The following is a 25405-nucleotide window of genomic DNA, read 5'->3' as shown; positions in this document are numbered from 1 at the left end:
TCAGGGCTGGGGGAGACGGGCCTTCAGCGCGTCGATCCGGTCATTCTGCTGATCGACCAACGCCAGCGCAGCGCTGCGGGCAGCGTCAATATCCTGCACGCCGCCTGCGGCTTGTCCGTCGGCCACATCATTGCTGCGCTGGACATAAAGGGTGTCGAGGCTTGCAAGCGCGGATACGCTGTCGTTTCGGGCGGATTCCAATGCGCTGATTGCGACCTGGGCGCTGACCCAGGCATCGCTCGACACGCCGGCAGTACGTGCGGCGCCGACCAGTCGGTCAGCCTTGGCATAGGCCGCATCGAACGCGGATGCTCCTTTGTCGGCTTGTTCGGCGTAGCGGGCGATTTGCGCGGATAAAGCCGCGTCGGCGGGCTGCGGCGCTGGGGGCGGCGCAACGTCGGCTACAGGCGCGCTTTCGATCGGCCTTTTGGCAAGCGAGGGATAATTTTGCGGCGCGCTGGCGCAACCCGACAGCATCAGGGCAAGGGCGGCGAGCAGGCGTCGGGGTGTCATCCCTCGCATTTAAGACGGGCCGCGCGCCGTGGCAACCGCCTCAGCGCTGCAACGCCGCTGCCTCTCGCGCCAGCGCCTCGATCTTTTGCGCATCGACCGGTCCCTTGGGCACGACCCAGCTGCCGCCGACGCATGTGATGAAGGGCTGTGCCAGCCATTCCGGCGCACTTTGCGCCGTGATGCCGCCGGTCGGGCAAAAACGGGCGGCGTGGAGCGGTGCGGCCAGGGCCTTGAGCGCAGGCAGTCCGCCCGACGTTTCGGCCGGAAAGAATTTGAAGCGGGACAGGCCCATGTCCATGCCGCGCATGACGTCCCCCGCCGTGGCGGTTCCCGGCAGGAAAGGCACGTCCGCGGCGATGGCCGCTTTGCCCAGCGGTTCGGTCAGGCCGGGGCTAACGATGAAGCGCGCGCCCGCTTCCATCGCAGCGTCGAGTTGCGCTGCGTTGAGCACGGTGCCTGCGCCCACGACCGCGCCTTCGACCTGTGACATTTCGCGGATCACGTCCAGCGCTGCGGGTGTGCGCAGAGTGACTTCCAGGGCGGGAAGGCCGCCCTTCACCAGCGCCTGCGCGATCGGCAACGCATCCTCTACGCGCTCGACCACCAGCACCGGAATAACCGGGGCAAGCCCCATCACCTGTTCGACCGTCAGCTTGCTCATTCTTATTTCTCCCTGAAGGCCGCGGCAGCGCCGAATAGCCCGATTTCGTCATGAATGGCGCAGCGGATCGGCACGGTCGCCATCAGGCTCTCGAACCGGCCCTTGGCCTTGAACCGCGTATGGAAACCGCTCTGCGGCAGAAAATCGCGCATCCGTTGGGTGAGGCCGCCAGCCAGCACGACGCTGTGCGGCCCATGCGCCAAGGCCAGATCGCCCGCGACTGATCCATAGCAAAGGCAGAAACGCTCCAGCGCCCGCCGGGCGAAATCATCCGTCCCGTCGAGCGCTGCCTGCCATAATTCGGGATCTTCCATCAGCACCACGCGCTCATGTCCGATCGTCGCCATTGCCTTGTAGATATTGTTGAGGCCTGGCCCCGATACCATTCGCTCGGTGGACACGCGCAGGAATTTGTCCCGCAGGTAGGACAGGATGCGCTCTTCCATATGATCCAGCGGCGCGAAGTCGAGGTGCCCGCCCTCGGTCGCAACGACATGCGGATGGCCGTTGTCGAACGCGATCATGGCCACGCCCAGACCTGTGCCCGGCCCCATGACGGTCACGCCGCCATCAAAGGGGAAAGGCTTGTCCTCTCCGAACAGCAGCGGAAGATTTTCCTGGGGCAGCCGCGACACCGCAAAGGCCACCGCCTCGAAATCATTGACCAGCCTAACCGTGCGCACACCGATGTCAGCAGCCAGCGTATCGGCCCGGATCATCCAGTTGCTGTTGGTCAGCTTGATGACGTCCCGCCCGATTGCGGTCGCAAAAGCGATGGAGGCCGCGTCGGGCAGGTCCCCAGCGCCATCCTTTTTCTCATCAGCGGCGAAGGCCGCCCAGCAAGCGGTGAGGCTGGGATAATCCTCCACCTTATACTTGCGTACGGTGCCGAGCGTTGGCACACCCTTTTCATCAAGAGCGGCGCGGGCGAAGCGGGCATTGGTGCCGCCGATATCGGCGGCGATGATGTCGGTCATGTCACTCTCCCTCCGTTCGCCCGGGTCCCGTCGAAAGGCCGCACTTCTCTTCAAAGGGAGAAGGGCGTCGACAGGTTCGGCGCGAACGGGATCAAATCAAACTTCGCTGTCCATCGCCGCCAGGATTGGCGACGCGCCCTGTTCGGCAAGGTCGCTATGATGACGGAACAGCGCGAACAGTTCGCGACCCGTATCATAGGGCGGGGGCGGGGCTTCGGGATGGTCCCGGCGGTCCCATTCGGCCTGGTCAACCAACGCCTCGACCGAGCCGCTTTGCGCGCAGACGCGGACCATATCTCCATCGCGGAGCTTGCCGATGGGCCCACCGCCAAGCGCCTCTGGCGACAGGTGAATGGCGGCGGGCACCTTGCCGGACGCACCGGACATGCGGCCGTCGGTCAATAGCGCGACCTTGAAGCCGCGATCCTGCAATACGCCGAGCGCCGGGGTCAGTTTGTGCAATTCGGGCATGCCATTGGCACGCGGCCCCTGGAAGCGGACGACGACCACGACGTCGCGCTCAAGCTCGCCTGCCTTGAACGCGCGCAGCACGTCATCCTGATCATGGAAAATGGCGGCTGGAGCCTCGATCGTCCAGCGTTCGCGATCGACCGCGCTCGTCTTCATGACGCACCGGCCAAGATTGCCCTGCAAAAGCCTCATGCCGCCATCGGCCTGGAACGGATTGGACACCGGTCGCAGCATGGCCTCATCGCGGGACGAAGGTACGTCCTTCCACGTCAGCGCTTCATTCTCCAGCGCTGGTTCCTTGCCATAGTCGGTCATATCCTGGCGCGCAACGGTCATGATATCCCGATGGAGCAACCCGGCATCCAGCAATTCCCGGATGACAAAGCTGATGCCACCGGCTGCATGAAAATGGTTCACGTCGCCCGATCCGTTGGGATAGACGCGGGCCAGTAGCGGCACTGCATTGGAAATGTCGGCAAAGTCGGTCCAGTCGATGTGAATGCCAGCCGATCGGGCAATCGCGGGCAGATGAATCGCATGGTTCGTCGATCCGCCTGTGGCCATCAGGCCAATGATCGCGTTGACGATCGCTTTTTCATCAATGCAGTGCCCAAGCGGGCGGTAATCATCACCATCCCACCCAATCTGCGCGATCCGATGCGTTGCCGCGCGGGTGAGTTCGGCGCGCAACTTAGTGCCCGGATTGACGAAGGACGCTGCGGGCATGTGCAGGCCCATCATCTCCATCATCATCTGATTGCTGTTGGCGGTGCCGTAGAAGGTACAGGTGCCTGCGCCGTGGTAAGAGGCGCTTTCCGACTCGAGCAGTTCGTCGCGCCCAACTTTCCCTTCCGCATAAAGCTGGCGGATCCGGACCTTTTCCTTGTTGGCGAGGCCCGATGGCATCGGCCCGGCTGGGATCAGGATGGTCGGCAGATGACCGAAGCGCAAAGCGCCGATCAACAAGCCCGGCACGATCTTGTCGCAGATGCCAAGCAGCAGCGCGCCCTCGAACATTGCATGGGACAGGGCAACAGCGGTGCCGAGCGCGATCGTGTCACGGCTGAACAGGGAAAGGTCCATGCCTGCCTGGCCTTGGGTCACGCCATCGCACATGGCGGGCACGCCACCGGCCACCTGCGCCGTCGCTCCTACCTCGCGGGCGGCGATCTTGATCTGCTCGGGGTAGCGGCCATAGGGCTGATGCGCCGACAGCATGTCATTATAGGCGGTGACGATGCCGATATTCATGGCGCTGCCGGTGCGGATCACGGGCTTGTCCTCGCCACTGGCGGCAAAACCATGGGCCAGATTGCCGCAGGACAGCTGGTCGCGATTGGTGCCGGCGTCGCGGCCCCGTTCGATGAGGTCGAGATATTTGCGACGGCTTTGTGCGCTGCGTTTGACGATGCGCTCCGTCACCTTGGCGATTGTGGGGTGAAGATCAGTCATGCCAGCTTGCTCCGTCGCGTTCGATCAGGGCAATGGCCGAGGACGGACCCCAGTTCCCCGAACTATAGGGGGCGACCTTCATATTCGCCTCTTTCCAGCCATCGATGATGCTGTCGATCCAGGTCCATTGCGCTTCCACCTCGTCGCGGCGGACGAACAGCGTCTGGTCGCCTGCCAGCAGGTCCAGGATCAGCCGTTCATAGGCGATGCGACGTCGCTGCCCGGCGAAGGCTGCGGTGAGGGATACGTCGAGCGTCACTTCCTCCAGATGGACCTGCCGCTCCAGCCCCGGCCTTTTGCTCATGATCAGCAGGCGGATATATTCCTCGGGCTGCAACCGGATGATAAGCGTGTTGGGCTCAAGACCCGTGCCGTGCCCGGCGCGCCAGAAGATGGAATGACGCACTGGCTTGAACTGGATCAAAATTTCCGACTGGCGCGCGGGCATCCGCTTTCCCGTGCGCAGGTAAAAGGGGACACCCTGCCAACGCCAATTGTCGATGTAGGCCTTGAGCGCGACGAAGGTTTCCGTGTCGGACGGCTGACCCAGTTCGTCGGCATAGCCAGTGACAATTTCCCCCTGCACTGCACCCGGCGTATATTGGCCGCGCACGCTATGGGTCTTGACCGTTTCCGCCGTCATCGGCCGCAGCGACCGCAGCGCCTTTACCTTTTCATCGCGCACTGCCGTCGGATCCATGCGCGCCGGCGGCTCCATCGTGATGATCGACAGGATCTGGAGGATATGGTTCTGCACCATGTCGCGCAGCGCTCCGACCCCGTCATAATAGGAGACGCGACCCTCCAGGCCGACGGTTTCCCCAACGGTGATCTGAACATGATCTATCGCCCCGGTATTCCAGAGCGGCTCGAACATGACATTCCCAAAGCGCAGCGCCAGCAAGTTCTGGACCGTTTCCTTGCCCAGATAATGATCGACGCGAAAAATCTGCTCTTCGACGAACAGGGCGCCAATGCCGTCATTCACCTGTTTGGAGGATGCCAGATCCTTGCCGATGGGCTTTTCCATGGCGATTCGCGTATTGGCGGCGATCAGGCCGGCGTCGGCCAGGCCTTGCGCCGTGGGCGCAAAAAGCGCTGGGGGCGTCGAAAGATAGATTGACAGGCCGCGCTCCAGCCTGCCGTCGATCCTCTGCGCTAGCGCCGCGAATTGCTCAGGCTTCGCCGCATCCACCGGCTGGTAGCAGATCATTTCACGTAAATGGGCGGCGACATCGTCGTCATAACGATCCTTGGGCAGGAACTGCCGCAATGCCGCGCAGACATCCTTTTGAAATGCGTCATCCGACATTTCCGATCGGCCCGAGGCCACGATCATGAAATCATCGGGCAACAGCCCATCGGCCAGAAGATTGTAGAGCGATGGAAAAATCATGCGCCGGGCGAGGTCGCCGGTGGCACCGAATAGCAGGAACGTGGCAGACGGTTCGGTCAAAGGATGATCCTTCTCCGGTTGGTGTTTGTCATGTCTGCACGATGGCGCCTTTATACCGGGCGCGGATCGTTACGCAAGCAGGGTATCGCCCGAAGGCGTCCGTCGCAACATTACGCCTGGCGGCGGGCTTTGGTTGCCCCGGAACTTAGCCGGTCGCGCTGCGCTTGGAGCCAGAAGACAGGAGAATGAGATGCTTAAAGCCCAGCCCCTCAACTGCACGCTCAAGCGGGATGATTCGACGCCAAGCTCGACGGATGCGATGATTGCCGTCCTGGCGCGCGAATTCAGCGCTCTGGGCGTCGAGGTCGCGGATACGATCCGCCTGGCAGCGCACAATGTTCCGGCCGGCGTGACATCGGATGAAGGCGATGGCGATGAATGGCCGGCGATCCGGGAAAGAATATTGGCAGCCGACATCCTTATTTTCGGCACGCCCATCTGGATGGGCCAGGCGAGCAGTGTCGCCAAGCGGGCGATGGAAAGAATGGATGCGTTTCTGTCGGAAACCGATGATCAGGGGCGGATGCCCAGCTATTCCAAGGTCGCTGTCGCAGCGATTGTGGGGAATGAAGATGGCGCCCATTTCGCCTCGGCGCAGATTTTTCAGGCGCTCAATGACGTGGGCTGGACGATTCCAGCCGTGGGCGCCTGTTATTGGGTGGGAGAAGCCATGGGATCGAAAGATTTCCAGGATCTCGACAAGACCCCCGAGCCTGTCGCCAAAACCGCGCAGATGGTGGCCGGCAATGCAGCCCACCTCGCGCAGCTATTCGCTGCAAACCCTTTCCCCGGCCAAGGTGTGGCCTGAGCATCATGTCTCGTTGCCGGCCGTTGCCGACCCATGGGACAAGGCATATCGACTTCTTTTGTTCACATCGCCCCTCGCCAAGTCCTTTTTCGGCTGGACGCAGAGAGCAGATTTTGCCATCTGGCGGACCGGCGTCGCTGGGAACCTTCTGAAGTACCCCACGGCGCTGAGCACATAGCAGCAGGTGTGACGACCGCTGCGCAGTGACGATGCGGGTGTGGTGAAACTGGTAGACGCGCCGGACTCAAAATCCGGTTCCGAAAGGAGTGTCGGTTCGATTCCGACCACCCGCACCATTGGCCCGATGTCGGCCGGCTCCCCTGTTGATGACAAAGGCTGTTCACGCTGGAAACCCGCATTGCGCGGCACTCTAGTCTAGGGCATAATCGCCTTGGTCGCACTCATGCGGGATACGTTGTCGCCAACGGATTCTGCGCGGGCGAAAATGTGTGCGGCTTTGGGGTGCCAGACATTTTGTTTAGAGAGTTTCGGCCTTGGGGAAGGCCGGCCTTCCATGCCGGTTGGGCGCAGCGGGTTGCCGCGACGCTCGCCCTTCTGATCGCGCCTGCCGTCAGTGCGACCGAGATTGCCGACAAAAGCCTGCTTCTGCCGCCCAATCCTGAGCCTTTTTCGCAGCCTGTGCAATCCGACCCCTTGCTGCAAATGTCGCAACAGGTCGGCCCAATAGCGTTGTTCCGCAGCGAGGTCGAAGCTGCCGTTCAGACCAATATGCTGATCCAGGAAGCCCGTGCCGGAGAGCGGGAGGCTGAAGCCGCGCGCATGCAATCGCGCGCCGCGCTATTCCCTTCGCTTGACCTGACGGTCGATGCCAATCGCTCGTTTGCACGGAACTTCTCGAACGATCCCGGTAACATCATTGAGCGATCAAGGCCCGAGGGGCGTACCGACGCGACCGCGTCTGTGCGTCAGCGATTACTGGATTTCGGCGCGACGTCGAGCCGGATCAATGCCGGTAATGCGCGGGTCAGCGCAGCGCGCGCCGCTACCTTCGCTTCAGGGGCTGATGTGGCGCTGCGGCTCGTCACGGCTTGGTACAGCATTCTCGCTCAGCGCCTCATGGAGCAAGCTGCCATCGACTATGGCATGCGTCAGGCAGACCTTCGGTCCGCGGTTGAACGCCGAATCACGCAAGGGTTTTCAGCAACCGGTGACCTTCCGCGCATTGACAGCGCCATCGCCAATGTCCGCACGAGGCTGGCGATGTTTCGCCGCGACCGGGCCAGCGCCGAGGCGCAATATCGCGCTCTTTCTGGCCACGATGCGCCAGCGAATGTCTATCGCGTGCCATTGTCTTTGGCCGACCGGCTCGGTCAGGATGTCGTGGAGGCCATGGCTCTGCGCGCGCCGGTCGTGCAGAAGGCTGAAGCTGAAGCGCGGGCGGCGCGGCAGGATGCGCGCGCCGCGCGGTCGGAACGGCTGCCCACCATTGCCGCCGGGGTCGATGCAGGCCGCTACGGCGTTTTCGAAAATTCCGGCGACTATGACGTGCGAGGCCGCGTGATCATGCGGGCGCAGATCGGTGCGGGCTTCAATGCGCGCGCTGATCAGGCCATAGCTCGGGCGGACGCGGCCGATGCCTACGCGCTGCGTGTCCGGCAAGAGGCGCTGCGTGACGCGCAAATGGCATGGAGCGATGTGAAGGGGCTGGAGGCTCAGCTTGCGGCAGCCGAGGCCGCTTATCTGGCCAGTCGGAATAACCGCGACGTCTATGCGGCGCGTTTCGAAACGTCCGGCGGCACCCTATTCGACCTCGTCACGTCCGAAGATAATTATTTCTATTCGATCGCCACCTATGTCCAGACGCTGGCGGAACGGGATCTGTCCCGGTTCGTGCTCCTCGCCAAGGCGGGCGCCTTGCTGGACGAACTGCATATTCAGGTGGACCCGGCCACCGAGCACACCGACGGAAGGCAGATGCCATGAGGGAAGATCGCTTGCTCGTGGACCACAAGCCGCGTTTCGCTCCCTGGCTGGTGGAGCCGATGCTACGCAATCGCGCAACCTATATGAAGGTCGCGGTCGCAGCCGCGCTTATCAATATTTTCGCGCTTGTCTCCTCGCTTTTCACGATGACGGTGTATGACCGTATCGTGCCGAACGAAGGGTCGTCTTCGCTGATCGGGCTGAGCATCGGGCTCATCTTCGTCATCATTTTTGACTTCGTCTTGCGATTGCTGCGCGTCTATTTCGTCGATATCGCCGGCGCCAATATCGACCATGATGTGGGCGAAACGCTGTTCGCGCATCTGCTGGCGCTGCGTCTGGACCAGAAGCGTGGGTCCACCGGCACGCTGACAGGACTGATGCGCGAGCTAGAAACGCTCCGCGACTTCTTCGCGTCGGTGACGTTGACGGCGATCATCGACGTGCCGTTCATCATTGTGACACTGGCGGTGATCGCGATGCTGGGGGGCATCCTGGTTGTGCTGCCGCTGGCGATGATCCCCGTGGTCATCGGCGCCGGACTGCTGGCCACGCCGTCGCTTGATCGCTTGTCCTCGCGCAGCCTGGGGGATGGCCTTGTCAAGCAGTCCGTGCTGGTGGAAGCGATCGGCAGCCTTGAAACCGTCAAGGCGATCGGCGCTGGCCCCATGCTCAGCCGTCGCTGGCAGGCTGCCCTCGTCAGCCACTCGGAAAGTTCGCTGGGCCAGCGCCTTGCCGCCGCTGTTCCCATGACAGTCGCGAACAGCGCCTCGACCATCGCCTATTGCGGCATCATCATCGTAGGCGTGGGCCTGTTGCGCAGCAACACGATCACGACAGGTGCGCTGCTGGCTTGTTCCATCCTGTGCGGGCGGGCCCTGGCGCCTTTAGCGCAGATCGCCACCCTGCTCTCGCGCCTATCCGCGACGCGTGTGGCCTACCGGCAAATCAGCGCGCTGATGGATACGCCGACGGAAGGGCCAACGGGCGATGCGCTGCACCCAGCCCGGCTGGAGGGGGCCATTGAGCTGCGCAATGTCGGGTTTCGCTATCCAGGCGCGCCTGAACGCGCGCTCGATGGCGTCAACTTGGCCATCAAACCCGGCGAGCGCGTCGGCTTTCTGGGCCGCGTCGGTTCCGGCAAGTCAACGCTCGCGCGGTTGATGCTCGGGCTGTATGAGCCGGAAGAGGGCGTGGTGATGATCGACGGGATCGACGTGCGCCAATATGCGCCGGCGCAGCTTCGCGCATTGATAGGATCGGCGATGCAGGACAATGTCCTGATTGCCGGATCCGTCCGGCAGAATATCTGCCTCGATAGGGCCGTCGTCGATCAGGACGAAATGATTCGCGCCGCAGAAATCAGCGGGACGCACCGTTTCATGGGGCAGATCGCCAATGGCTATGACCTGCGCCTGGCGGACAGAGGCGATGGCCTTTCAGGTGGGCAGCGTCAGTCAATCGCCATAGCGCGCGCGCTTGCGGGCAGCCCGCCGGTGCTGATCTTCGATGAACCCAGCAGTGCGATGGATGCACAGACAGAATCGGATTTGATCGCCCGGCTGAAACCGGAAATCGCCGGCAAGACCATGATCCTGATCACCCATCGCACCTCGCTCCTCGCTCTGGTGGACCGCATAGTCATATTGGATGGTGGCAAGGTTGTGGCGGACGGCCCCCGCGATGCAATGCTGCAGCGCCTGGCGCGGGGGAAAGCAGCATGACCGCGCAGATTGGCTTCCGCCATCCCATGACCATAAAGCCAAAGGTTCCGGCGAACATCATCCTGTGGATCATCCTGGCGTTCGTGCTCGTCGCCATAGGCTGGGCCGCCTTGACCGAAATCGATCGCACGGTTCGCGCCAACGGCCGTGTCATTCCCAGCTCGCAATTGCAGGTTGTGTCCAACCTGGAAGGCGGCGTTGTCGAGCAGATCATGGTCAAGGTGGGGCAGGATGTGAGGCAAGGAACGCCGCTCGTCCGTCTCAGCCCGGTCCAGCCAGGCGCAGAATTGGAAGGCAATCTTGCCAGCAGCGATGCTCTCAATTTCAAGATCGTCCGGCTGACAGCGGAGATAACGGGGCAGACACCGAAATTTCCCCAGTCCCGCAACGCGATGATGGCAGCCCAGATCGCGGTCGAGCAGGGGCTTTATCGGTCGCGAATGGCCGAACTGGCCAGCATATCGAATGTCGCGTCGGCCAGGGTCGATCAGGCCCGGCGCGCGATCGCGGAGGCGAGCGCGGCCGAGCAAGCGCGGATTGCGGCGCGCGATGCGGCCCAAGCCGACCTCAATCTCGTTCGACCTCTGGTCCGGGAGGGCATTGAACCACGCCGATCATTGTTGCAGGCCGAAAGCAGCTATGCCGTATCGACGAGCGAGGCGGCGGGGGCAGCGGCGGCCCTTGCCCGGGCACGATCGGTATTGGCGGAGGCGCAGGCAAGCGCGCAGCAGCAAAGGCGCGACTGGCTGACGCGCGCGGCAGACGAGTTGACGGCGGCGCGCGCTGACCTGTCCGTACGCCAGGCGACAATGCCAGCTTATGAATATAAGCTGCGGCGGACGGTGGTTCGCGCGCCGCTGGATGGCCGGATCAATCGGGTGTTCGTCACGACAGTGGGCGGCAGCGTCCGCCCCGGAGATCCGCTGCTCGAAATGGTGGCGATTAACGACACTTTGCTGATCGAAGCCGCTGTGGCGGCAAAGGATATCGCATCGGTCAAGCTGGGTCAGCAGGCCAAGGTCCAAATTTCTGCTTATGACAGCGCCGTCTACGGATCGATGAAGGGCAAGGTGGTCGCTGTGTCGCCCGACGCGGTGCTCAACGAACGAACCGGGGAAAGCCATTATCTGGTCAGGGTTCGCACTACAGCCAACGCCATCACGGATGACGCCGGGCGCCGGCTGCCGATCGGCCCCGGCATGGGTGCCGAAGTCAATCTTCTGGGCGACAAGCGAACCGTGCTGGCCTATATTTTGACACCGCTGACGCGCTTGAGCGAAACGGCATTCCGCGAATAAAGACTGCGGGCTGCTTGGGTCGATATGCGCGCATCTGCGCTGATATGATCAAGTGGAGAGGGACGCGCCATGTTTGTCCATAGTGCCAATCCGGTCTTGATGATCCTTGTCGCGGTGAGCGGTTGTGCGGGCAATGCCGCCAGTTCCGCCTCAACCGATGATGCCGTCCCTGCCACCATGCCGCATGCACCCCCGGGAACAGGCGGCGTGATGCCGCCGCCGGGCGATGCCGAAAAGGCGATCCGCGATCAATATGTAGAAGCAGTGAAGCGAAACACAGTTACCGCCTACCAGCTGTTCATCTCCCGCTATCCTGATCATCCGCTGGCTAGCGACGCGGAAAAGAGGCTCGACTCAGTGCTGGGTTCACCGCGCCGATAGACGGAAAAGCCCTAGGAAAAATCTTGCTCATGGCAACTATGGCCATCGCCCTGACAATCAAACGCTAACCAATTGAAATATTGTGAAACTTTAATTGACAATCAAGTAGAAAATAAGTCAAAACATTTCAATATCTTGGTTTTTACTACATGCTATCATAATGAAAAATCATCAAAAACTAATGTTTGGCAATAAAATGAAATAAAGATTATATCGGCTTGGTAAGGGGTCGCCAACGGGCACAGTGAACGTGTCATCCAACTCACATTGCAGGAGGATGTATGCTCAAGCTCTCGGGGGCCGGGCCGGCCAAGATCATCTTTAACGAAGACGACAATAGCGCGTCTGTTTTGCCTACTTCCTATTCCATCAGCAGCACCGCCGACCTTTGGTCGATAATGGGCAACGAAGCCGTCCGCAGCGATATTCTGCTGCTGTATCCCCAGGATGTCATGGAAGACCCTGGCGATCCTGTCGGGCAGCCAGGCAGTCTGGGCGATCCGCAATTCAATGGGAATGGCAATACCACGCTGGCGCAGGCTGCGACCGGCAATCAGTTGATTGACGGTATTTTGAGCGGGATCAAATGGGACACCTCGCAAACCGTCTATTATAGCGACACGGATTCTGCGGCGGATTATCAGTCTGGCTATTTTTCGGATTCGGATGGCGACGGCGTCAGCGCGCAAAATGAGGGTTTCTCTCAATTCACTGCTATGCAGATGGTAGCCTTTCACACGGCTCTCAATTCAGTCGCCTATACCCAAACAAGCGCGGCTACCGCTTTCGGCGTAGAGTCCTTCACGGGATTGAGCCTGTCCTACGATGGAGCAGGCTCGTCGATCGCGACGATCCGCGGCGCAAATTCCAGCGATCCGGGCACGGCCTATGCCTATTATCCCAGCAGCAGCATCTATGGCGGGGATACATTCTTCGGCAATGGCTATGATGGGACGATCTATTCCTACAAGACGCCCGTCGCCGGCAACTATGCCTGGCACACCATGTTCCATGAACTGGGCCACTCGCTGGGCTTGGCGCATGGTCAGACGGGCGGCGCCTATGGCCCATTGCCAACCGCCTGGGATTCGATCGAATTCACGGTCATGACCTATCGCAGCTACGTCGGCGCGCCTTTGAGCGGCTACTCCTACGAGCAGTGGGGGGCGCCCCAAACCTATATGATGCTCGACATTGCGGCCTTGCAGGCGATGTATGGCGCTGACTTCACGGTGAACTCGGGCAACACCACCTATTCGTGGAATCCGACAACCGGTGAAACCTATATCAACGGGCAAGTCGCGATCGATCCGGGTGGCAATCGCATCTTCGCGACCATCTGGGACGGCGGCGGAGTCGATACCTATGACCTGTCCAATTACTCCAGCAACCTGACGCTGGACCTCAATCCCGGTGGTTATTCCGTCTTCAGCCAGGCGCAGCTTGCCTATCTCGGCAATAATGGCAGCAGCGTCTATGCGCGCGGCAATATCTTCAATGCGATGCTCTATCAGGGCAATACCGCATCGATGATCGAAAATGCCAATGGCGGGTCGGGCAATGACGTCATCAGCGGCAACAGCATCGACAACGTGCTGCGCGGCAATGGAGGGGATGACAGCCTCTATGGCAATGACGGCAATGACACGCTCTACGGCAATGCTGGAAACGACTATCTGGCCGGAGGCGAGGGCGACGATACGCTCTATGGTGGTGACGGTGACGATATCCTGGACGGCGCGGGCGGCACCGATGTCATCTATGGCGGCAATGGTAACGACATCATCTATGGCGGTTTCGTAACCGATAGCGTCTATGGCGAAGCGGGGAACGACTGGTTCATCCAGCGCCAGATCGGCGGCGTTGCAGAATTTGGCGACAATATGAATGGCGGTACCGGGGTCGATACGCTCGATCTCAGCCAGATCGATCTTTACGGCGCGATCGTCGATCTGGCCAGCGGAACCTGGCAGTATAACCCGCTCTATGGTGGCCCGTGGACGATTACGGGGGTCGAAAATGTCTACGGCACTCAATTGGCCGATACGATCACGGGAAATGCGGCCGGCAATACTTTATACGGTCAATCTGGAGATGATAGTATTGATGGGATGAGCGGAAACGACTCCATCTTCGGAGGTGCCGGTTCCGATATGCTCTATGGCGGCGCTGGCAATGACATCCTTGACGGCGGTGCTGGAGACGACCTTCTCATCGGCGGTGATGGTGATGATGTCTTCGACGGTGGCAGTGGCCGTGACCTGATGTATGGCGAAGCTGGCGATGATCTGTTCCGACTTTTTGACGGATGGAACGGCAGCTATGGAGAGATAATCGTAGGGGGCGCGGGGTCCGACACTTTTGATATCTCCGGTACCAACGTAGCGACCTCCACGATCGATCTGGCCGACGGAACCTTCAATTATACGCCCGGTGGCGCAGGAGCGATAAGCCTGTCCAGTATCGAGAATGTTATTGGCAACACTGGTTCGGACGCGATTAGCGGGTCTGGAGAGGTCAATTCGCTATGGGGGCGCAGCGGCAACGATACACTCCTTGGCCAAGGAGGAAATGATTTTCTGTATGGCGAAGATGGTAACGATCTGCTCGATGGTGGAACTGGCGTCGATTATATGGCCGGTGGCACGGGCAATGATACCTATTATGTGGATAGCGCCAGCGATGCAGTCATCGAGTTCTCAAATTCCGGGACCGATATCGTTTATGCATCGGTGACCTATTCCATTGCCGGAACAAATGTTGAAAATATTACAGCTGTTGGATCAGCTTCCTTAATCACCGGAAATGGACTAAATAATATCATCACCGGAAGTGCTATTGGCAATAAACTCGTCGGCGGCGGGGGGGATGATACTCTGCTGGGCGAAGGTGGCGATGATATATTGGATGGCGGCGTAGGCAACGACATCCTGGATGGCGGTAATGGAATTGACGCTGCGGATTATCGTTCCTCAAGTGCCGCAGTTACGGTGAATTTGAGCGTGGGAGTGGCTCAGAATACTGGGGGTGCTGGTACAGATACCTTGAGCAATATCGAGAACATATTTGGATCATCCTATAATGATAATTTGACTGGTAACTCGCTCAGCAACTTCATTCTGGCCGGAAATGGGAATGACACGCTCAATGGTGGTGCCGGTGATGACGACCTGAATGGCGGCAACAATAACGATTACCTCAACGGCGGATCGGGCAGTGACAGTCTGACCGGCGGTGGCGGTAATGATGTGTTTGCGTTCCTCAACGGCTTTGGTCCGACCAATGTCGACACGATTACGGACTACAGCGTCGCGAACGATACGATCAACATCCTGTCGGCGGCAGTCGGCGGGTTGCCAACCGGCACATTGGCGGCAAACGCCTTCCACATCGGTGCGGCGGCTGCGGATGCCAATGACCGGATCATCTACAACAGCGCGACCGGCGATCTCTTTTACGATGCCGATGGCAGCGGCGCAGGAGCCGCAGTGCTGTTCGCGCATCTGTCCGCTGGTCTGGCGATGACCAACGCGGAATTCGTCATCGTCTAAGTGAAACTAAAGGCCATAGCCATATAGCAGCGCCCGGTACGACCGGGCGCTGTTTTCATGCCTGGCGCAATGCGACTTCGTTCATGAAACGCGCGTCGTCGCCGGCAGCGAGCCAGGGCGCTTCCGCGCCAATCGCGCCCAACATGTCGGCCAGCGCGTCCATCTCGCTCTTGGCGTAATTGCCCAGCACATAGCCATGCACCTTGTCCTTGTGTCCGGGATGGCCGATGCCGATCCGCACGCGGCGAAAGTCATTCCCGATATGTGCGTCGGTTGAGCGCAGGCCATTATGCCCGGCATTGCCACCGCCGCGCTTCACCTTCACCTTCATCGGCACCAGATCCAGTTCATCGTGAAAGACGGTCACATCCTGGGGCGTCAACTTGTAGAAGCGCATCGCTTCGCCAATCGACCGCCCGCTTTCGTTCATGAAAGTCGCGGGCTTCATCAGCAGGATCTTGTCATTGCCGATCCGGCCTTCCTGCACCCAGCCTTGAAACTGCTTTTTCGGCGCGGAAAAGCGATGCATGTCGGCGATCAGGTCGATGGCCATGAAGCCGACATTATGCCGGTGCATCGCATATTGCGTGCCCGGATTGCCGAGGCCGGCCCATATCTGCATATCCCGCGCTCCCATGAAAAATCCCGCCCGCCGGGTAGGCGGGCGGGATGATCTTTTCCAGCCGAAAGGCCGGCAAAAGCCTTATTCGGCCTCTGCTTCGCCTTCGTCTTCCTTGGTCGTGTCGCCTTCCGAGCTCCTGAGCGCGGACGGCGCGACGATGGTGGCGATGGTGAAATCGCGATCGTCGATCGCGGTCTTCGCGCCCTTGGGCAGCGTCACCGCGCTGATGTGGATCGAATCGCCCACTTCAAAGCCCTTGAGGTCGACGACGACGTCTTCTGGGATGTTGGCGGCATCGACGATCAGTTCGACGTCATGACGAACGACATTGAGCACGCCGCCCTTCTTGAGGCCCGGCGCCGCGTCTTCATTTTCGAAGCGCACCGGCACATTGACGTTGACGGTGGCATGTTCCGAAACGCGCAGGAAGTCGGCGTGCAGCGGACGGTCGGTCACGGGATGGAAAGCGACATCCTTGGGCAGGGTGCGCACGGCCTTGCCGTTCACCTCGACCATGACGACCGAATTGAAGAAGTGCCCGGTGCCGAGCAGCTTGCTCAGCAGCTTTTCCTCGACATGGATGGACTGGGGTTCTTCATTGTTACCATAGATGACGGCGGGTACGCGGCCCTCACGGCGGAGAGCGCGGGAGGCTCCCTTGCCTGCCCGATCGCGTGCCTCGGCCGACAGCGTAAGCTGCTCGCTCATTGCGTGTCTCCAAAAGCTTGATTGCACAAATTCCCGCCACGCCTCCAGGGATGACCATCGCGGGAAGGCGCGCCATTAGCAGAAAATGGGCAAAAGGCAAGCATAGGACGTCGCCGGGATGGCAAAGCAGGCCGACAGCGAAAGTGACAGCAGCGGGCAGTTGTGATTCCGCTTCTACTGAACCCGCGTCACCGTGAACCCTCGGTCCTTCAGCAGCTCGATCAGATTGTCCTTGCCGGTCAGGTGGCCCGCGCCCACGGCTATAAAGGGGCGACCGGTCATCGGCTCTATGGTTTCGGCCCAGTCCCGGTTGCGTGCGGTCAATATCGCTTCCTCGACAACCGGGTCGGGCTGTTCGCCGATCTGGTCCTCTTTCGCGATCGCTTCCATATCGCCCTTGAGCCAGGCGGTCAGGATGCGATCGTAGAGCGCCTTCATGCCCTTGGCCTCGTGCACGGTCTGCACCAGCAATTTCGATTGTGCCTCCGGGGGCAGCGTGTCGAACGCGCGGAACTGGCGTTCGACGGTTTCCAGTCCGCTGATTGGCTTCCCGGCCGTTTTGAAGGCGGCGATCAGCGCGGGTTCGACGCCATTATCCTGACTGACGTGGAGCGCCTGCTGGCTGGCGGCGGACAGCAGCATGGCAGCGGCCCAGCTTTCATATCCCGACAGAAGCTGGGAGGATGTGCCGCCATCGCTGATCGCCTTGAGCAGCGCCGGTCTTTCCTTCGCAGGAACGCGCTGCTCCAACGGAGGGAGGTTCGGGCTGCGGCCCATATCTTCGAAAATGCCGAGCGTCTTTTGCTGATCCTGCAAGTCCGCGGCCTCCAGCACCAGTCTGTCGGCCTTCGCCATCGCGTCGCGGATCGGCGGCGTGTCCCACGCCACGCCGGTTGGCAGCACGTGGATGGTGCCAAACAGCCAGCCTTTGAGCGCGCCGCGCTCCACCTGCCACAACGCCGGTCCGCCCTGCTCTTGCGTGGGGGAAGGCGGCGCCTTGTCACAAGCGACGGCCAGCGTCAGCGAACAGAGCGCGAGGAACCGGAGAATAAGGCTGGTCATGCTGTCAATCCTTCACCCGGCTGACCTTGATGTCGAGCGCGCCCAGTTGCTCCTGTACGCTGCCCTTGCCGGCGAGGTGGCCCGCGCCTACCGCGACGAAGACTGTGCCGGGGCGATCGAGGCGCGCCTTGATCCATTGCGCCCAGTTGGCGTTGCGATTGGTAAGAAGCACGCGGGCCAATTCCGGCGTGGCCTCCAGCGACTCATTCATCTCCCGCGCCAGTTGTTCAGGCTCTCCAGCCTTCCAGTGCCGCAGCAGAGAGTCGAAACTCTTGTCTAGATCGGGCAGGCCATCGACCGTGGCGTTGAGAAAGCTGATCTGCTGATCCATGGGCAGCCCGGCAAAGAAGCCGATCTGCTGTTCGATGGTTTCGAGGGCGTCGAGGCTCTTCCCTGCGTCGGTGGCGGCCGCGCGCAGGATCTTTTCCGCGCCAAGATCGGTGCGAAACCCTGCGCGGGCGAGGGGAGCGACCGACAGCGCCATGCCGGGCATCCAGGGGTTGAACAATTCAAAGCTCTGCCAAGGCAGGCCATTGGCCTCCATCGCGGCCTGATAGGCGGTGCGGGCGGGCGGCGACAGGCGATCGGACAGCTTCACCTCGTCCTTGGCCAGCGCCATGCCGGCCATGGTCGTGCCCAGAGCACGGGGATCGTCCGGTTCGATAATCTCAAGCACCAGCTCGTCCGATGCGTCGAAGGCGCGCCTCACCTTGCCATCGAACCAGACGACGTCCGGCTTCATGACATGGACGGTGCCGAACAAATAAATGGTGGTGTCCGCATCGCTGACGCGCCAGAGGGCAGGGGTGGCGACAGTATCGGAACGGGCCTGCGCGTTTCCGCCGACCAGCAGCATCGCGGCGGCTGCGACGCGCAGCAAGGTGGAAAAAATCGTCATGTTCCATCCATGCGCAGCGCAGGCGCGCAGGGCAAGGCCCTTAACCCTGTTTGCGGCCGCTTCCCCTTGACCCTTTTCCTGCCATGCGCCAAGGCGCGAGGCCAAGTTTCGAGCGAAAAGGACCATCGGTGGCGACGAGCAAGGCGCTTTCCTTCCAGGACCTGATCCTGACCCTCCACGCCTATTGGGGGAAGCAGGGCTGCGTCATCCTGCAACCCTATGACATGGAAGTGGGCGCGGGCACATTCCACCCGGCCACCACGCTGCGCAGCCTGGGACCGGACGCCTGGAACGCAGCCTATGTGCAGCCCAGCCGTCGACCGACCGATGGCCGCTACGGCGAAAATCCCAACCGGCTCCAGCATTATTACCAATATCAGGTGATCATGAAGCCCAGCCCCGCAAATTTGCAGGAGCTGTATCTGGGGTCGCTGGTGGAAATCGGCATCGATCCGCTGGTTCACGACATCCGCTTTGTCGAGGACGACTGGGAAAGTCCGACGCTGGGCGCCTGGGGCCTGGGCTGGGAAGTGTGGTGCGACGGCATGGAAGTGACGCAGTTCACCTATTTCCAGCAGATGGGTGGCTTCGACTGCAAGCCGGTCGCGGGGGAGCTGACATACGGGCTTGAGCGGCTTGCCATGTATATTCAGGGTGTCGATAGCGTCTACGACCTTAAATTCAACGACGCCGGCGTCACCTATGGCGACGTTTTCCTGGAAAATGAGCGGCAGATGTCGAAATGGAATTTCGAGGTCGCCGACACGGACAAGCTGCTGCGCTGGTTCAAGGATGCTGAGACCGAGTGCAGGGCGTCGATTGCAGCACGGTTGCCGCTCGCAGCCTATGACCAAGCGATCAAGGCAAGCCATGTGTTCAATCTGTTGCAAGCCCGCGGCGTCATTTCGGTGCAAGAGCGTGCCAGCTACATGAGCCGGGTGCGAGAGATGGCCAAAGGCAGTTGCATGGAGTGGATCGCCGGCAACTGGGATGAATGGAATGAAAAATTTCCAGGATGGACCGCCGTATGACTGACTTCCTCCTCGAACTGCGCTGCGAGGAAATTCCCGCGCGCATGCAATTGAAGGCATCGGACGATCTGGCGCGCCTGTTCACGGACGAACTGGCCAAGGCCGGGTTGAAGCCGTCCGCCATCGAGAGCTTCGTGACTCCGCGCAGGCTGGCCCTGATCGTGCGCGGCCTGCCCCTGGAAACGGCCGCCGTCAGCGAAGAATTTAAAGGTCCCCGCACCAGCGCGCCGGCGCAGGCGCTCGACGGTTTCCTGCGCAAGACCGGCCTGACCCAGGACCAGCTGGAGGAGCGGGACGGCGTCTGGTTCGCTGTCGTGAACACGCCCGGCCGCGCGACCACCGATGTGCTGGCGCAAGCGGTCCCGACTGTCATCCGCGCCTTCCCCTGGCCCAAGTCGATGCGCTGGGGCGCGGCAAGCCAGACCACCGAAAGCCTGCGCTGGGTGCGGCCATTGAAGGGCATTGTCGCGATATTGGGCGACCAGCTGGTCGATATCGAGATGGAAGGGCTGCGATCGGGTTATGCGACACTTGGCCATCGCTTCCATCATCCGGGCGAAATCACCATCGGCGGCGCGCATGACTATGTGGAGAAGCTGCGCGCCTGCCATGTGATCGCCAGCCATCAGGAACGGCAGGCGATCATCGCGGCGAAAGCCGCCGAAGCCGCCGCCGCGCACGGCTACACCGTCATAGAGGACAAGGGGCTGGTCGCGGAGAATGCGGGCCTCACCGAATGGCCGGTGCCGTTGCTCGGCGATTTCGACCCGGCCTTCCTGGAGGTGCCGCCCGAAGTCATCCAGCTGACCCTGCGCATCAATCAGAAATATTTTGTCCTGCGGGATACGGACGGGAATCTGGCCCCGGCCTTCATCTGCACCGCCAATATCGAGGCGAAGGACGGCGGGGCCGCGATCATCGCGGGCAACCGCAAGGTGCTGGCCGCGCGTCTTTCGGACGCCCGCTTCTTCTGGGAACAGGACCGCAGGACTCGGCTGGAGGACCACGCGAAGAAGCTGGAGCGCATCACCTTCCACGAGAAGCTCGGCACCGTCGCGGACAAGGTGGAGCGCGTTGCGAAGCTGGCCGAATGGCTGGCCACCGAAGGGATCGTGCCGAATTGCGACCCGGCGCTGACGCGTCAGGCGGCCCAACTGTGCAAGGCCGACCTCGTCACCGAAATGGTCGGCGAGTTCCCCGAACTTCAAGGCATTATGGGCGGCTACTACGCACGCGCCGAGGGGCTGCCTGATGCCGTGGCCGATGCGATCAGCGACCATTACAAGCCGGTCGGGCAGGGCGACAAAGTGCCGACTGCGCCGGTGACGGTGGCGGTGAGTTTGGCGGATAAGCTGGATACGCTGATTGCCTTTTTCGTAATCGGGCAATCACCTACCGGCTCGCGCGATCCATTTGCGCTACGTCGAGCCGCTATCAGCGTTATCGGACTGATCCTGGAAAACAGGCTACGAGGAAGCCTTGATAGCATATTGTCCGTTGCCTCGGCAGAGGTTTGGACAGGCTTCCAAGCGCTGCGGGAATGGCAGGATCAAGCGGCTGTGCTGGCTGCCTTCGATAACTCTTCCCTATCAACAGCATATCGTGTTGATGCCTTGGAAGCACTTTTGCAGGAGGCTCGCTTATGGGCTTCGATTCGAGGTGATAACGAGATCACTTCAACGCTTGACCAGGCACGTACTGCACCTGCCAGTGTGCTCGACTTCTTTGCCGACCGCCTCAAGGTCCAGCAGAAGGAAGCGGGGGTCCGCCACGACCTGATCGATGCGGTGTTCGCGCTCGGCGGGGAGGACGATCTCGTCCGCCTACTGGCGCGCGTGAAGGCGCTGCAATCCTTCGTTGCTACCGATGACGGCGCGACCCTGCTCGCGGGCTACAAGCGCGCAGCAAACATCCTCAAGAAGGAATCTCCCCCATCCGTCACCCCAGCGAAGGCTGGGGTCTCCAACGGCGGAGAGCAAACGCCTGAGGTGCCGGCCTTCGCTGGCATGAGCGCAAACTACACCCCCGAACCCGCTGAAGCCGCGCTTATCGCCGCGCTCGATGCCGCCGAACCCCGCGCCGCCCAGGCCGTAGCAGAGGAGCGGTTCGAGGATGCGATGACGGCGCTCGCGACGCTGCGCGCGCCTATCGATGCTTTCTTCGACAGCGTGACCGTCAACGATCCCGATCCGGACAAGCGCGCGAGTCGCCTTGCCCTGCTGGCAAAGGTTCGTGACGCAGTGCACAATGTCGCCGACTTTTCGAAGATTGCGGGTTGAAGCAAGAAGCTTGCAAAGGTGACAAGAATTTTGATGAGGCGGGTGGGATATTCCTATCCTGCCACGCATTGAGCCGCTAATTGCGGTAATATTATTGCAACGCACAAAACTCGGCAATCAGTGCAGGGAGAGCCGGAACATGGTGAAGACACAAGAGGCCCAGATGAACAGCATGACCCGCTATGTCTATCGGTTCGGCGGTGGCGTGAATGACGGGGGCGAGGGCGACAAGAATCTTCTGGGCGGCAAGGGGGCCAATCTGGACGGCATGGCCGCGATCGGCCTGCCGGTGCCGCCGGGCTTCACCATCACGACCGAAATGTGCACGCGCTATTATCAGGATGGCGGCGTCTATCCAGACAGCCTGCGCGATGAAGTGGCGAACGGCATCGCCCATATCGAAAGCGTGACCGGCAAGACGTTCGGTGACAAGGCCGACCCGCTGCTGGTATCGGTTCGTTCGGGCGCGCGCATTTCGATGCCCGGCATGATGGATACGGTGCTGAACCTTGGCCTCAACGATGAAACCGTGCTCGGCCTCGCCGCTGCGTCGGGCGATGAGCGTTTCGCTTGGGACAGCTATCGCCGCTTCATTCAGATGTATTCGGACGTGGTGCTGGAACTCGACCATGGCGCGTTCGAGGAAGCGCTGGAAATCGCAAAGGAAGATCAGGGCTATACGCTCGACACCGAAATGAGCGCCGACGACTGGAAGGCGCTCGTCACCGAATATAAGGCGCTTGTTGCAAAGCTGTGGAACAAGCCCTTCCCGCAGGATGTGCATGATCAGCTCTGGGGTGCGATCAGCGCTGTGTTTGGGTCCTGGCAGGCGGATCGCGCCAAGGTCTATCGCCGCCTGAACTCGATCCCGGGTGACTGGGGCACGGCGGTCAATGTGCAAGCGATGGTATTCGGCAATATGGGCGACACGTCGGCCACGGGCGTCGCCTTCACCCGCGATCCCGCAACGGGCGAGAACGCCTATTATGGCGAATATCTGATCAACGCGCAGGGCGAGGATGTGGTCGCGGGTATCCGTACGCCGCAATATCTCACCAAGGCCGCGCGCGAGCGGGCAGGGGCAAAGCCGCTGTCGATGGAAGAGGCGATGCCCGAAACCTACGCCGAACTGGCGCGGGTGTTCGAAATCCTCGAAACCCATTATCGCGACATGCAGGACATTGAGTTCACGGTGCAGCAGGGCAAGCTTTGGATGCTCCAGACGCGGTCGGGCAAGCGTACCGCCAAGGCCGCGCTCAAAATTGCCGTCGATATGGCGACCGAAGGCTTGATTTCGCAGGAGGAGGCCGTCGCGCGGGTCGATCCCGCGGCGCTCGACCAGTTGCTGCATCCCACACTCGATCCCGACGCGCCGCGCGATGTGTTGACCAAAGGTCTGCCCGCCTCGCCGGGTGCGGCGAGCGGCCTCATCGTGTTTGATGCCGATACCGCCGAGCGGCGCAACGAATTGGGTGACGCGGTTATCCTGGTGCGCGTCGAAACCAGCCCCGAAGATATTCACGGCATGCACGCGGCCAAGGGCATCCTGACCGCGCGTGGCGGCATGACCAGCCATGCCGCTGTCGTGGCGCGCGGCATGGGGCGCCCCTGCGTATCGGGTGCGGGTGGCTTGTCGATCGACAATGCCAGGAAGATCCTCCGCATCGGTTCGCGCGAGTTGAAGGAAGGCGATGTCCTGACGATAGACGGCGCGACCGGTGAGGTCATGGCGGGCGAAGTGCCGACCGTGCAACCTGAACTGGCCGGGGATTTCGGCACGCTGATGGAGTGGGCCGACAAGGTTCGTCGCCTCAAGGTGCGCGCCAACGCGGAAACTCCGCTCGATTGCCAGACTGCACGCGATTTCGGTGCGGAGGGCGTCGGCCTGTGCCGGACGGAACATATGTTCTTCGATGCGGCGCGCATCACCGCCGTGCGCGAGATGATCCTGGCCGACAGCGAGAAGGGTCGCCGTGCCGCGCTTGACAAGCTGCTGCCCGAACAACGCGACGATTTCGCCCAGATTTTCATGGTGATGGCGGGCCTGCCCGTCACTATCCGCTTGCTCGATCCGCCGCTGCACGAATTCCTGCCCCATGGAGAGGCGGAATTCGAGGAGGTGGCCAAGGCCGCCGGCGTCGGTGTCGAGGCGTTGAAGCGCCGCGCGAGCGAACTGCATGAATTCAACCCTATGCTCGGCCATCGTGGCTGCCGCCTGGGGGTGACCTATCCTGAAATTTACGAGATGCAGGCCCGCGCCATTTTCGAGGCCGCGTTGCTGGTGAAGCAGCGCAGCGGCGAAGCACCGATCCCCGAAATCATGATCCCGCTCGTCGCCACCCGCAAGGAACTGGAATTGATGAAGGCGATCGTCGATCAGGTCGCAAAGGATGTCTTCGCCGAACAGGACGCGTCGGTCGACTATCTGGTCGGCACGATGATTGAGCTGCCGCGCGCTGCGCTCAAGGCCGGGGAAATTGCCGAAGTTGGCGAATTTTTCTCCTTTGGCACCAATGACCTTACGCAAACAACCATCGGCATCAGCCGCGACGATGCCGGCCGCTTCCTGACGCAATATGTGGACAAGGGCATTTTTGCCCGTGATCCTTTCGTCAGCATCGACGTAGAGGGCGTAGGCGAGTTGATCGAGCTGGCGGCCGAGCGCGGCCGCGCGACCCGCACCGGCATCAAGCTTGGCATTTGCGGCGAACATGGGGGCGATCCCGCGTCGATCGCTTTCTGTGAGAAAACCGGCCTCGATTATGTTTCGGCCTCGCCCTACCGCGTGCCGATCGCCCGACTAGCGGCCGCCCAGGCGGCATTGGCGAGCAAATGACAAAAAAGGGCGGGAGTGAATGCTCCCGCCCTTTCTCGTGATCACATGGGTTTGAGGCGGCTTACGCTGATCCGGTAAGGCGACCCAGCAGGCCCGGCTTGTCGCCGCGTTCAAGCGACCGTGCCTGACCGCGCCAGTCTTCGTGCGCGATCGTGCCTGGCTTCAATCCCAGACGTGCTTCCAGCGTGGCTTCCTGTTCCGCGCTCAATCCGGCGATCTGGCCGTAGCGGTGATAGCCGGCTTCGTTCAACGCAACTTCCTGCGCCTGCGTCAGACCCGTGATCCGGCTGAGGTCATCCCGACCATGGACCGCGCCGCCAACAGCAGTGGCCGTGCCCGGGCCGATCGGCCCGCTATGCCGTTCCAGCTCGGCGATGCGCGCATTGGCTGCCTCTATGCGGGCATCGCGCTCCCGGATCGCCCCGTCCCGCTCCTTCAAAACGGTGCGATGCGCGATCTGCTCGTCGCGCCAGAGTCGCTTATATTTGCCGCGCCCGCTCATCATCAGCCCGAGTAACCAGCCAACGATCAGGGCGATCAACAACAGCGCCAGGTCATTCATGGTGAAGCTCATGATGGCCTCCTTTCCTGCGGCTTGAACGGCGGACGGACGCAAAGGTTGCCCCATGCCCGCGCAGGCGGATCGAGCGGAAGGAAAAGTGTAAAAAAGGCTTGCCCAATCGGCCGGGCGCTTCTATCTGCGCCTCTCCAACGCACCCGTAGCTCAGCTGGA

General features: G+C 61.3%; 19 protein-coding genes and 1 tRNA gene. 10 read left to right on the top strand and 10 right to left on the bottom strand.

What is annotated here, in order from left to right; all coding sequences use genetic code 11:
* From B2V90_RS09360 to zwf, 5 genes are all read right to left on the bottom strand, one after another.
* The gene (locus B2V90_RS09360) at positions 1-513 is read right to left on the bottom strand and encodes a hypothetical protein (protein ID WP_228222203.1); all 513 of its coding nucleotides are present in this window, start codon (positions 511-513) and stop codon (positions 1-3) included.
* Positions 514-553: 40 nt separating this feature from the next.
* Positions 554-1174: a bifunctional 4-hydroxy-2-oxoglutarate aldolase/2-dehydro-3-deoxy-phosphogluconate aldolase gene (gene eda / locus B2V90_RS09355; RefSeq protein WP_228222204.1), complete on the bottom strand. Its 621-nt coding sequence runs from the start codon at positions 1172-1174 to the stop codon at positions 554-556.
* A 2-nt stretch (positions 1175-1176) separates the two neighbouring features.
* The gene (gene glk, locus B2V90_RS09350; protein WP_009821931.1) at positions 1177-2151 is read right to left on the bottom strand and encodes a glucokinase; all 975 of its coding nucleotides are present in this window, start codon (positions 2149-2151) and stop codon (positions 1177-1179) included.
* 96 nt (positions 2152-2247) lie between these two features.
* Entirely contained in the window at positions 2248-4074 is a 1827-nt protein-coding gene (edd, locus tag B2V90_RS09345; protein WP_009821930.1) for a phosphogluconate dehydratase, read from the bottom strand.
* Positions 4067-5530 (bottom strand): glucose-6-phosphate dehydrogenase, encoded by a 1464-nt coding sequence (zwf, locus tag B2V90_RS09340; protein WP_228222205.1) that lies wholly within the window; start codon positions 5528-5530, stop codon positions 4067-4069. Before zwf ends, edd begins: the two co-directional genes overlap by 8 nt.
* A 190-nt stretch (positions 5531-5720) precedes the next feature.
* On the opposite strand from zwf, the gene B2V90_RS09335 reads away from it, so the two are divergent.
* The 7 genes from B2V90_RS09335 to B2V90_RS09305 all read left to right on the top strand — a co-directional run bounded on the left by B2V90_RS09335 (position 5721) and on the right by B2V90_RS09305 (position 15236).
* Positions 5721-6338 carry a flavodoxin family protein gene (locus B2V90_RS09335; RefSeq protein WP_009821928.1) on the top strand — a complete coding sequence of 206 codons (618 nt, stop codon included), beginning with the start codon at positions 5721-5723 and terminating at the stop codon, positions 6336-6338.
* A 211-nt stretch (positions 6339-6549) separates the two neighbouring features.
* Positions 6550-6634: transfer RNA gene (locus tag B2V90_RS09330), tRNA-Leu, on the top strand.
* Between the two features lie 166 nt (positions 6635-6800).
* Complete coding sequence (locus B2V90_RS09325; protein ID WP_293920963.1) at positions 6801-8282, top strand: TolC family protein; 1482 nt, start codon at positions 6801-6803, stop codon at positions 8280-8282.
* Positions 8279-10006, top strand: coding sequence for an ATP-binding cassette domain-containing protein (locus B2V90_RS09320; RefSeq protein WP_228222207.1), 1728 nt, complete (start codon positions 8279-8281; stop codon positions 10004-10006). The genes B2V90_RS09325 and B2V90_RS09320 overlap by 4 nt, the downstream gene beginning before the upstream one ends.
* A complete protein-coding gene (locus tag B2V90_RS09315) occupies positions 10003-11304 on the top strand; it encodes an HlyD family type I secretion periplasmic adaptor subunit (protein ID WP_228222208.1) in 1302 nt (433 codons plus the stop codon). The genes B2V90_RS09320 and B2V90_RS09315 overlap by 4 nt, the downstream gene beginning before the upstream one ends.
* 69 nt (positions 11305-11373) lie before the next feature.
* Entirely contained in the window at positions 11374-11685 is a 312-nt protein-coding gene (locus B2V90_RS09310) for a hypothetical protein (protein WP_228222209.1), read from the top strand.
* A 281-nt stretch (positions 11686-11966) separates the two neighbouring features.
* On the top strand, positions 11967-15236 hold the full coding sequence (locus tag B2V90_RS09305) for a M10 family metallopeptidase (protein ID WP_228222210.1): 3270 nt from the start codon (positions 11967-11969) through the stop codon (positions 15234-15236).
* Positions 15237-15291: 55 nt separating this feature from the next.
* Here the strand turns inward: B2V90_RS09305 and pth are convergent, their stop codons facing one another.
* The 4 genes from pth to B2V90_RS09285 form a co-directional block, all read right to left on the bottom strand.
* The gene (gene pth, locus B2V90_RS09300; RefSeq protein ID WP_228222211.1) at positions 15292-15858 is read right to left on the bottom strand and encodes an aminoacyl-tRNA hydrolase; all 567 of its coding nucleotides are present in this window, start codon (positions 15856-15858) and stop codon (positions 15292-15294) included.
* Positions 15859-15939: 81 nt separating this feature from the next.
* A complete protein-coding gene (locus B2V90_RS09295) occupies positions 15940-16566 on the bottom strand; it encodes a 50S ribosomal protein L25/general stress protein Ctc (RefSeq protein WP_228222212.1) in 627 nt (208 codons plus the stop codon).
* Positions 16567-16740: 174 nt separating this feature from the next.
* Positions 16741-17628: a TraB/GumN family protein gene (locus B2V90_RS09290; protein WP_228222213.1), complete on the bottom strand. Its 888-nt coding sequence runs from the start codon at positions 17626-17628 to the stop codon at positions 16741-16743.
* Between the two features lie 4 nt (positions 17629-17632).
* The gene (locus B2V90_RS09285; protein WP_228222214.1) at positions 17633-18526 is read right to left on the bottom strand and encodes a TraB/GumN family protein; all 894 of its coding nucleotides are present in this window, start codon (positions 18524-18526) and stop codon (positions 17633-17635) included.
* 128 nt (positions 18527-18654) lie between these two features.
* Between B2V90_RS09285 and B2V90_RS09280 the strand changes: the two genes are divergently transcribed.
* The 3 genes from B2V90_RS09280 to ppdK all read left to right on the top strand — a co-directional run bounded on the left by B2V90_RS09280 (position 18655) and on the right by ppdK (position 24672).
* On the top strand, positions 18655-19557 hold the full coding sequence (locus B2V90_RS09280) for a glycine--tRNA ligase subunit alpha (protein ID WP_228222215.1): 903 nt from the start codon (positions 18655-18657) through the stop codon (positions 19555-19557).
* Positions 19554-21836 (top strand): glycine--tRNA ligase subunit beta, encoded by a 2283-nt coding sequence (glyS, locus tag B2V90_RS09275; RefSeq protein ID WP_228222216.1) that lies wholly within the window; start codon positions 19554-19556, stop codon positions 21834-21836. Before B2V90_RS09280 ends, glyS begins: the two co-directional genes overlap by 4 nt.
* 139 nt (positions 21837-21975) lie before the next feature.
* The gene (gene ppdK, locus B2V90_RS09270; RefSeq protein ID WP_228222217.1) at positions 21976-24672 is read left to right on the top strand and encodes a pyruvate, phosphate dikinase; all 2697 of its coding nucleotides are present in this window, start codon (positions 21976-21978) and stop codon (positions 24670-24672) included.
* A gap of 61 nt (positions 24673-24733) precedes the next feature.
* Here the strand turns inward: ppdK and B2V90_RS09265 are convergent, their stop codons facing one another.
* A complete protein-coding gene (locus B2V90_RS09265) occupies positions 24734-25246 on the bottom strand; it encodes a hypothetical protein (protein WP_228222218.1) in 513 nt (170 codons plus the stop codon).
* Between the last annotated feature and the right edge of the window lie 159 nt (positions 25247-25405).

This window comes from Sphingobium sp. UBA5915, assembly GCF_002431195.1.
Taxonomy (GTDB): Bacteria; Pseudomonadota; Alphaproteobacteria; order Sphingomonadales; family Sphingomonadaceae; genus Sphingobium; species Sphingobium soli.
The sequence above is the reverse complement of the archived record's forward strand: the minus strand, read 5'-3'. Positions and strand labels throughout refer to the sequence as shown.

What these genes read in the sequence shown, in the direction of transcription:
- B2V90_RS09360 (WP_228222203.1), bottom strand. Translation starts at nt 513, where the DNA reads ATGACACCCCGACGCCTGCTCGCCGCCCTTGCCCTGATGCTGTCGGGT.
- eda (WP_228222204.1), bottom strand. Translation starts at nt 1,174, where the DNA reads ATGAGCAAGCTGACGGTCGAACAGGTGATGGGGCTTGCCCCGGTTATT.
- glk (WP_009821931.1), bottom strand. Translation starts at nt 2,151, where the DNA reads ATGACCGACATCATCGCCGCCGATATCGGCGGCACCAATGCCCGCTTC.
- edd (WP_009821930.1), bottom strand. Translation starts at nt 4,074, where the DNA reads ATGACTGATCTTCACCCCACAATCGCCAAGGTGACGGAGCGCATCGTC.
- B2V90_RS09335 (WP_009821928.1), top strand. Translation starts at nt 5,721, where the DNA reads ATGCTTAAAGCCCAGCCCCTCAACTGCACGCTCAAGCGGGATGATTCG.
- B2V90_RS09320 (WP_228222207.1), top strand. Translation starts at nt 8,279, where the DNA reads ATGAGGGAAGATCGCTTGCTCGTGGACCACAAGCCGCGTTTCGCTCCC.
- B2V90_RS09315 (WP_228222208.1), top strand. Translation starts at nt 10,003, where the DNA reads ATGACCGCGCAGATTGGCTTCCGCCATCCCATGACCATAAAGCCAAAG.
- B2V90_RS09310 (WP_228222209.1), top strand. Translation starts at nt 11,374, where the DNA reads ATGTTTGTCCATAGTGCCAATCCGGTCTTGATGATCCTTGTCGCGGTG.
- B2V90_RS09305 (WP_228222210.1), top strand. Translation starts at nt 11,967, where the DNA reads ATGCTCAAGCTCTCGGGGGCCGGGCCGGCCAAGATCATCTTTAACGAA.
- pth (WP_228222211.1), bottom strand. Translation starts at nt 15,858, where the DNA reads ATGCAGATATGGGCCGGCCTCGGCAATCCGGGCACGCAATATGCGATG.
- B2V90_RS09295 (WP_228222212.1), bottom strand. Translation starts at nt 16,566, where the DNA reads ATGAGCGAGCAGCTTACGCTGTCGGCCGAGGCACGCGATCGGGCAGGC.
- B2V90_RS09290 (WP_228222213.1), bottom strand. Translation starts at nt 17,628, where the DNA reads ATGACCAGCCTTATTCTCCGGTTCCTCGCGCTCTGTTCGCTGACGCTG.
- B2V90_RS09285 (WP_228222214.1), bottom strand. Translation starts at nt 18,526, where the DNA reads ATGACGATTTTTTCCACCTTGCTGCGCGTCGCAGCCGCCGCGATGCTG.
- glyS (WP_228222216.1), top strand. Translation starts at nt 19,554, where the DNA reads ATGACTGACTTCCTCCTCGAACTGCGCTGCGAGGAAATTCCCGCGCGC.
- ppdK (WP_228222217.1), top strand. Translation starts at nt 21,976, where the DNA reads ATGGTGAAGACACAAGAGGCCCAGATGAACAGCATGACCCGCTATGTC.
- B2V90_RS09265 (WP_228222218.1), bottom strand. Translation starts at nt 25,246, where the DNA reads ATGAGCTTCACCATGAATGACCTGGCGCTGTTGTTGATCGCCCTGATC.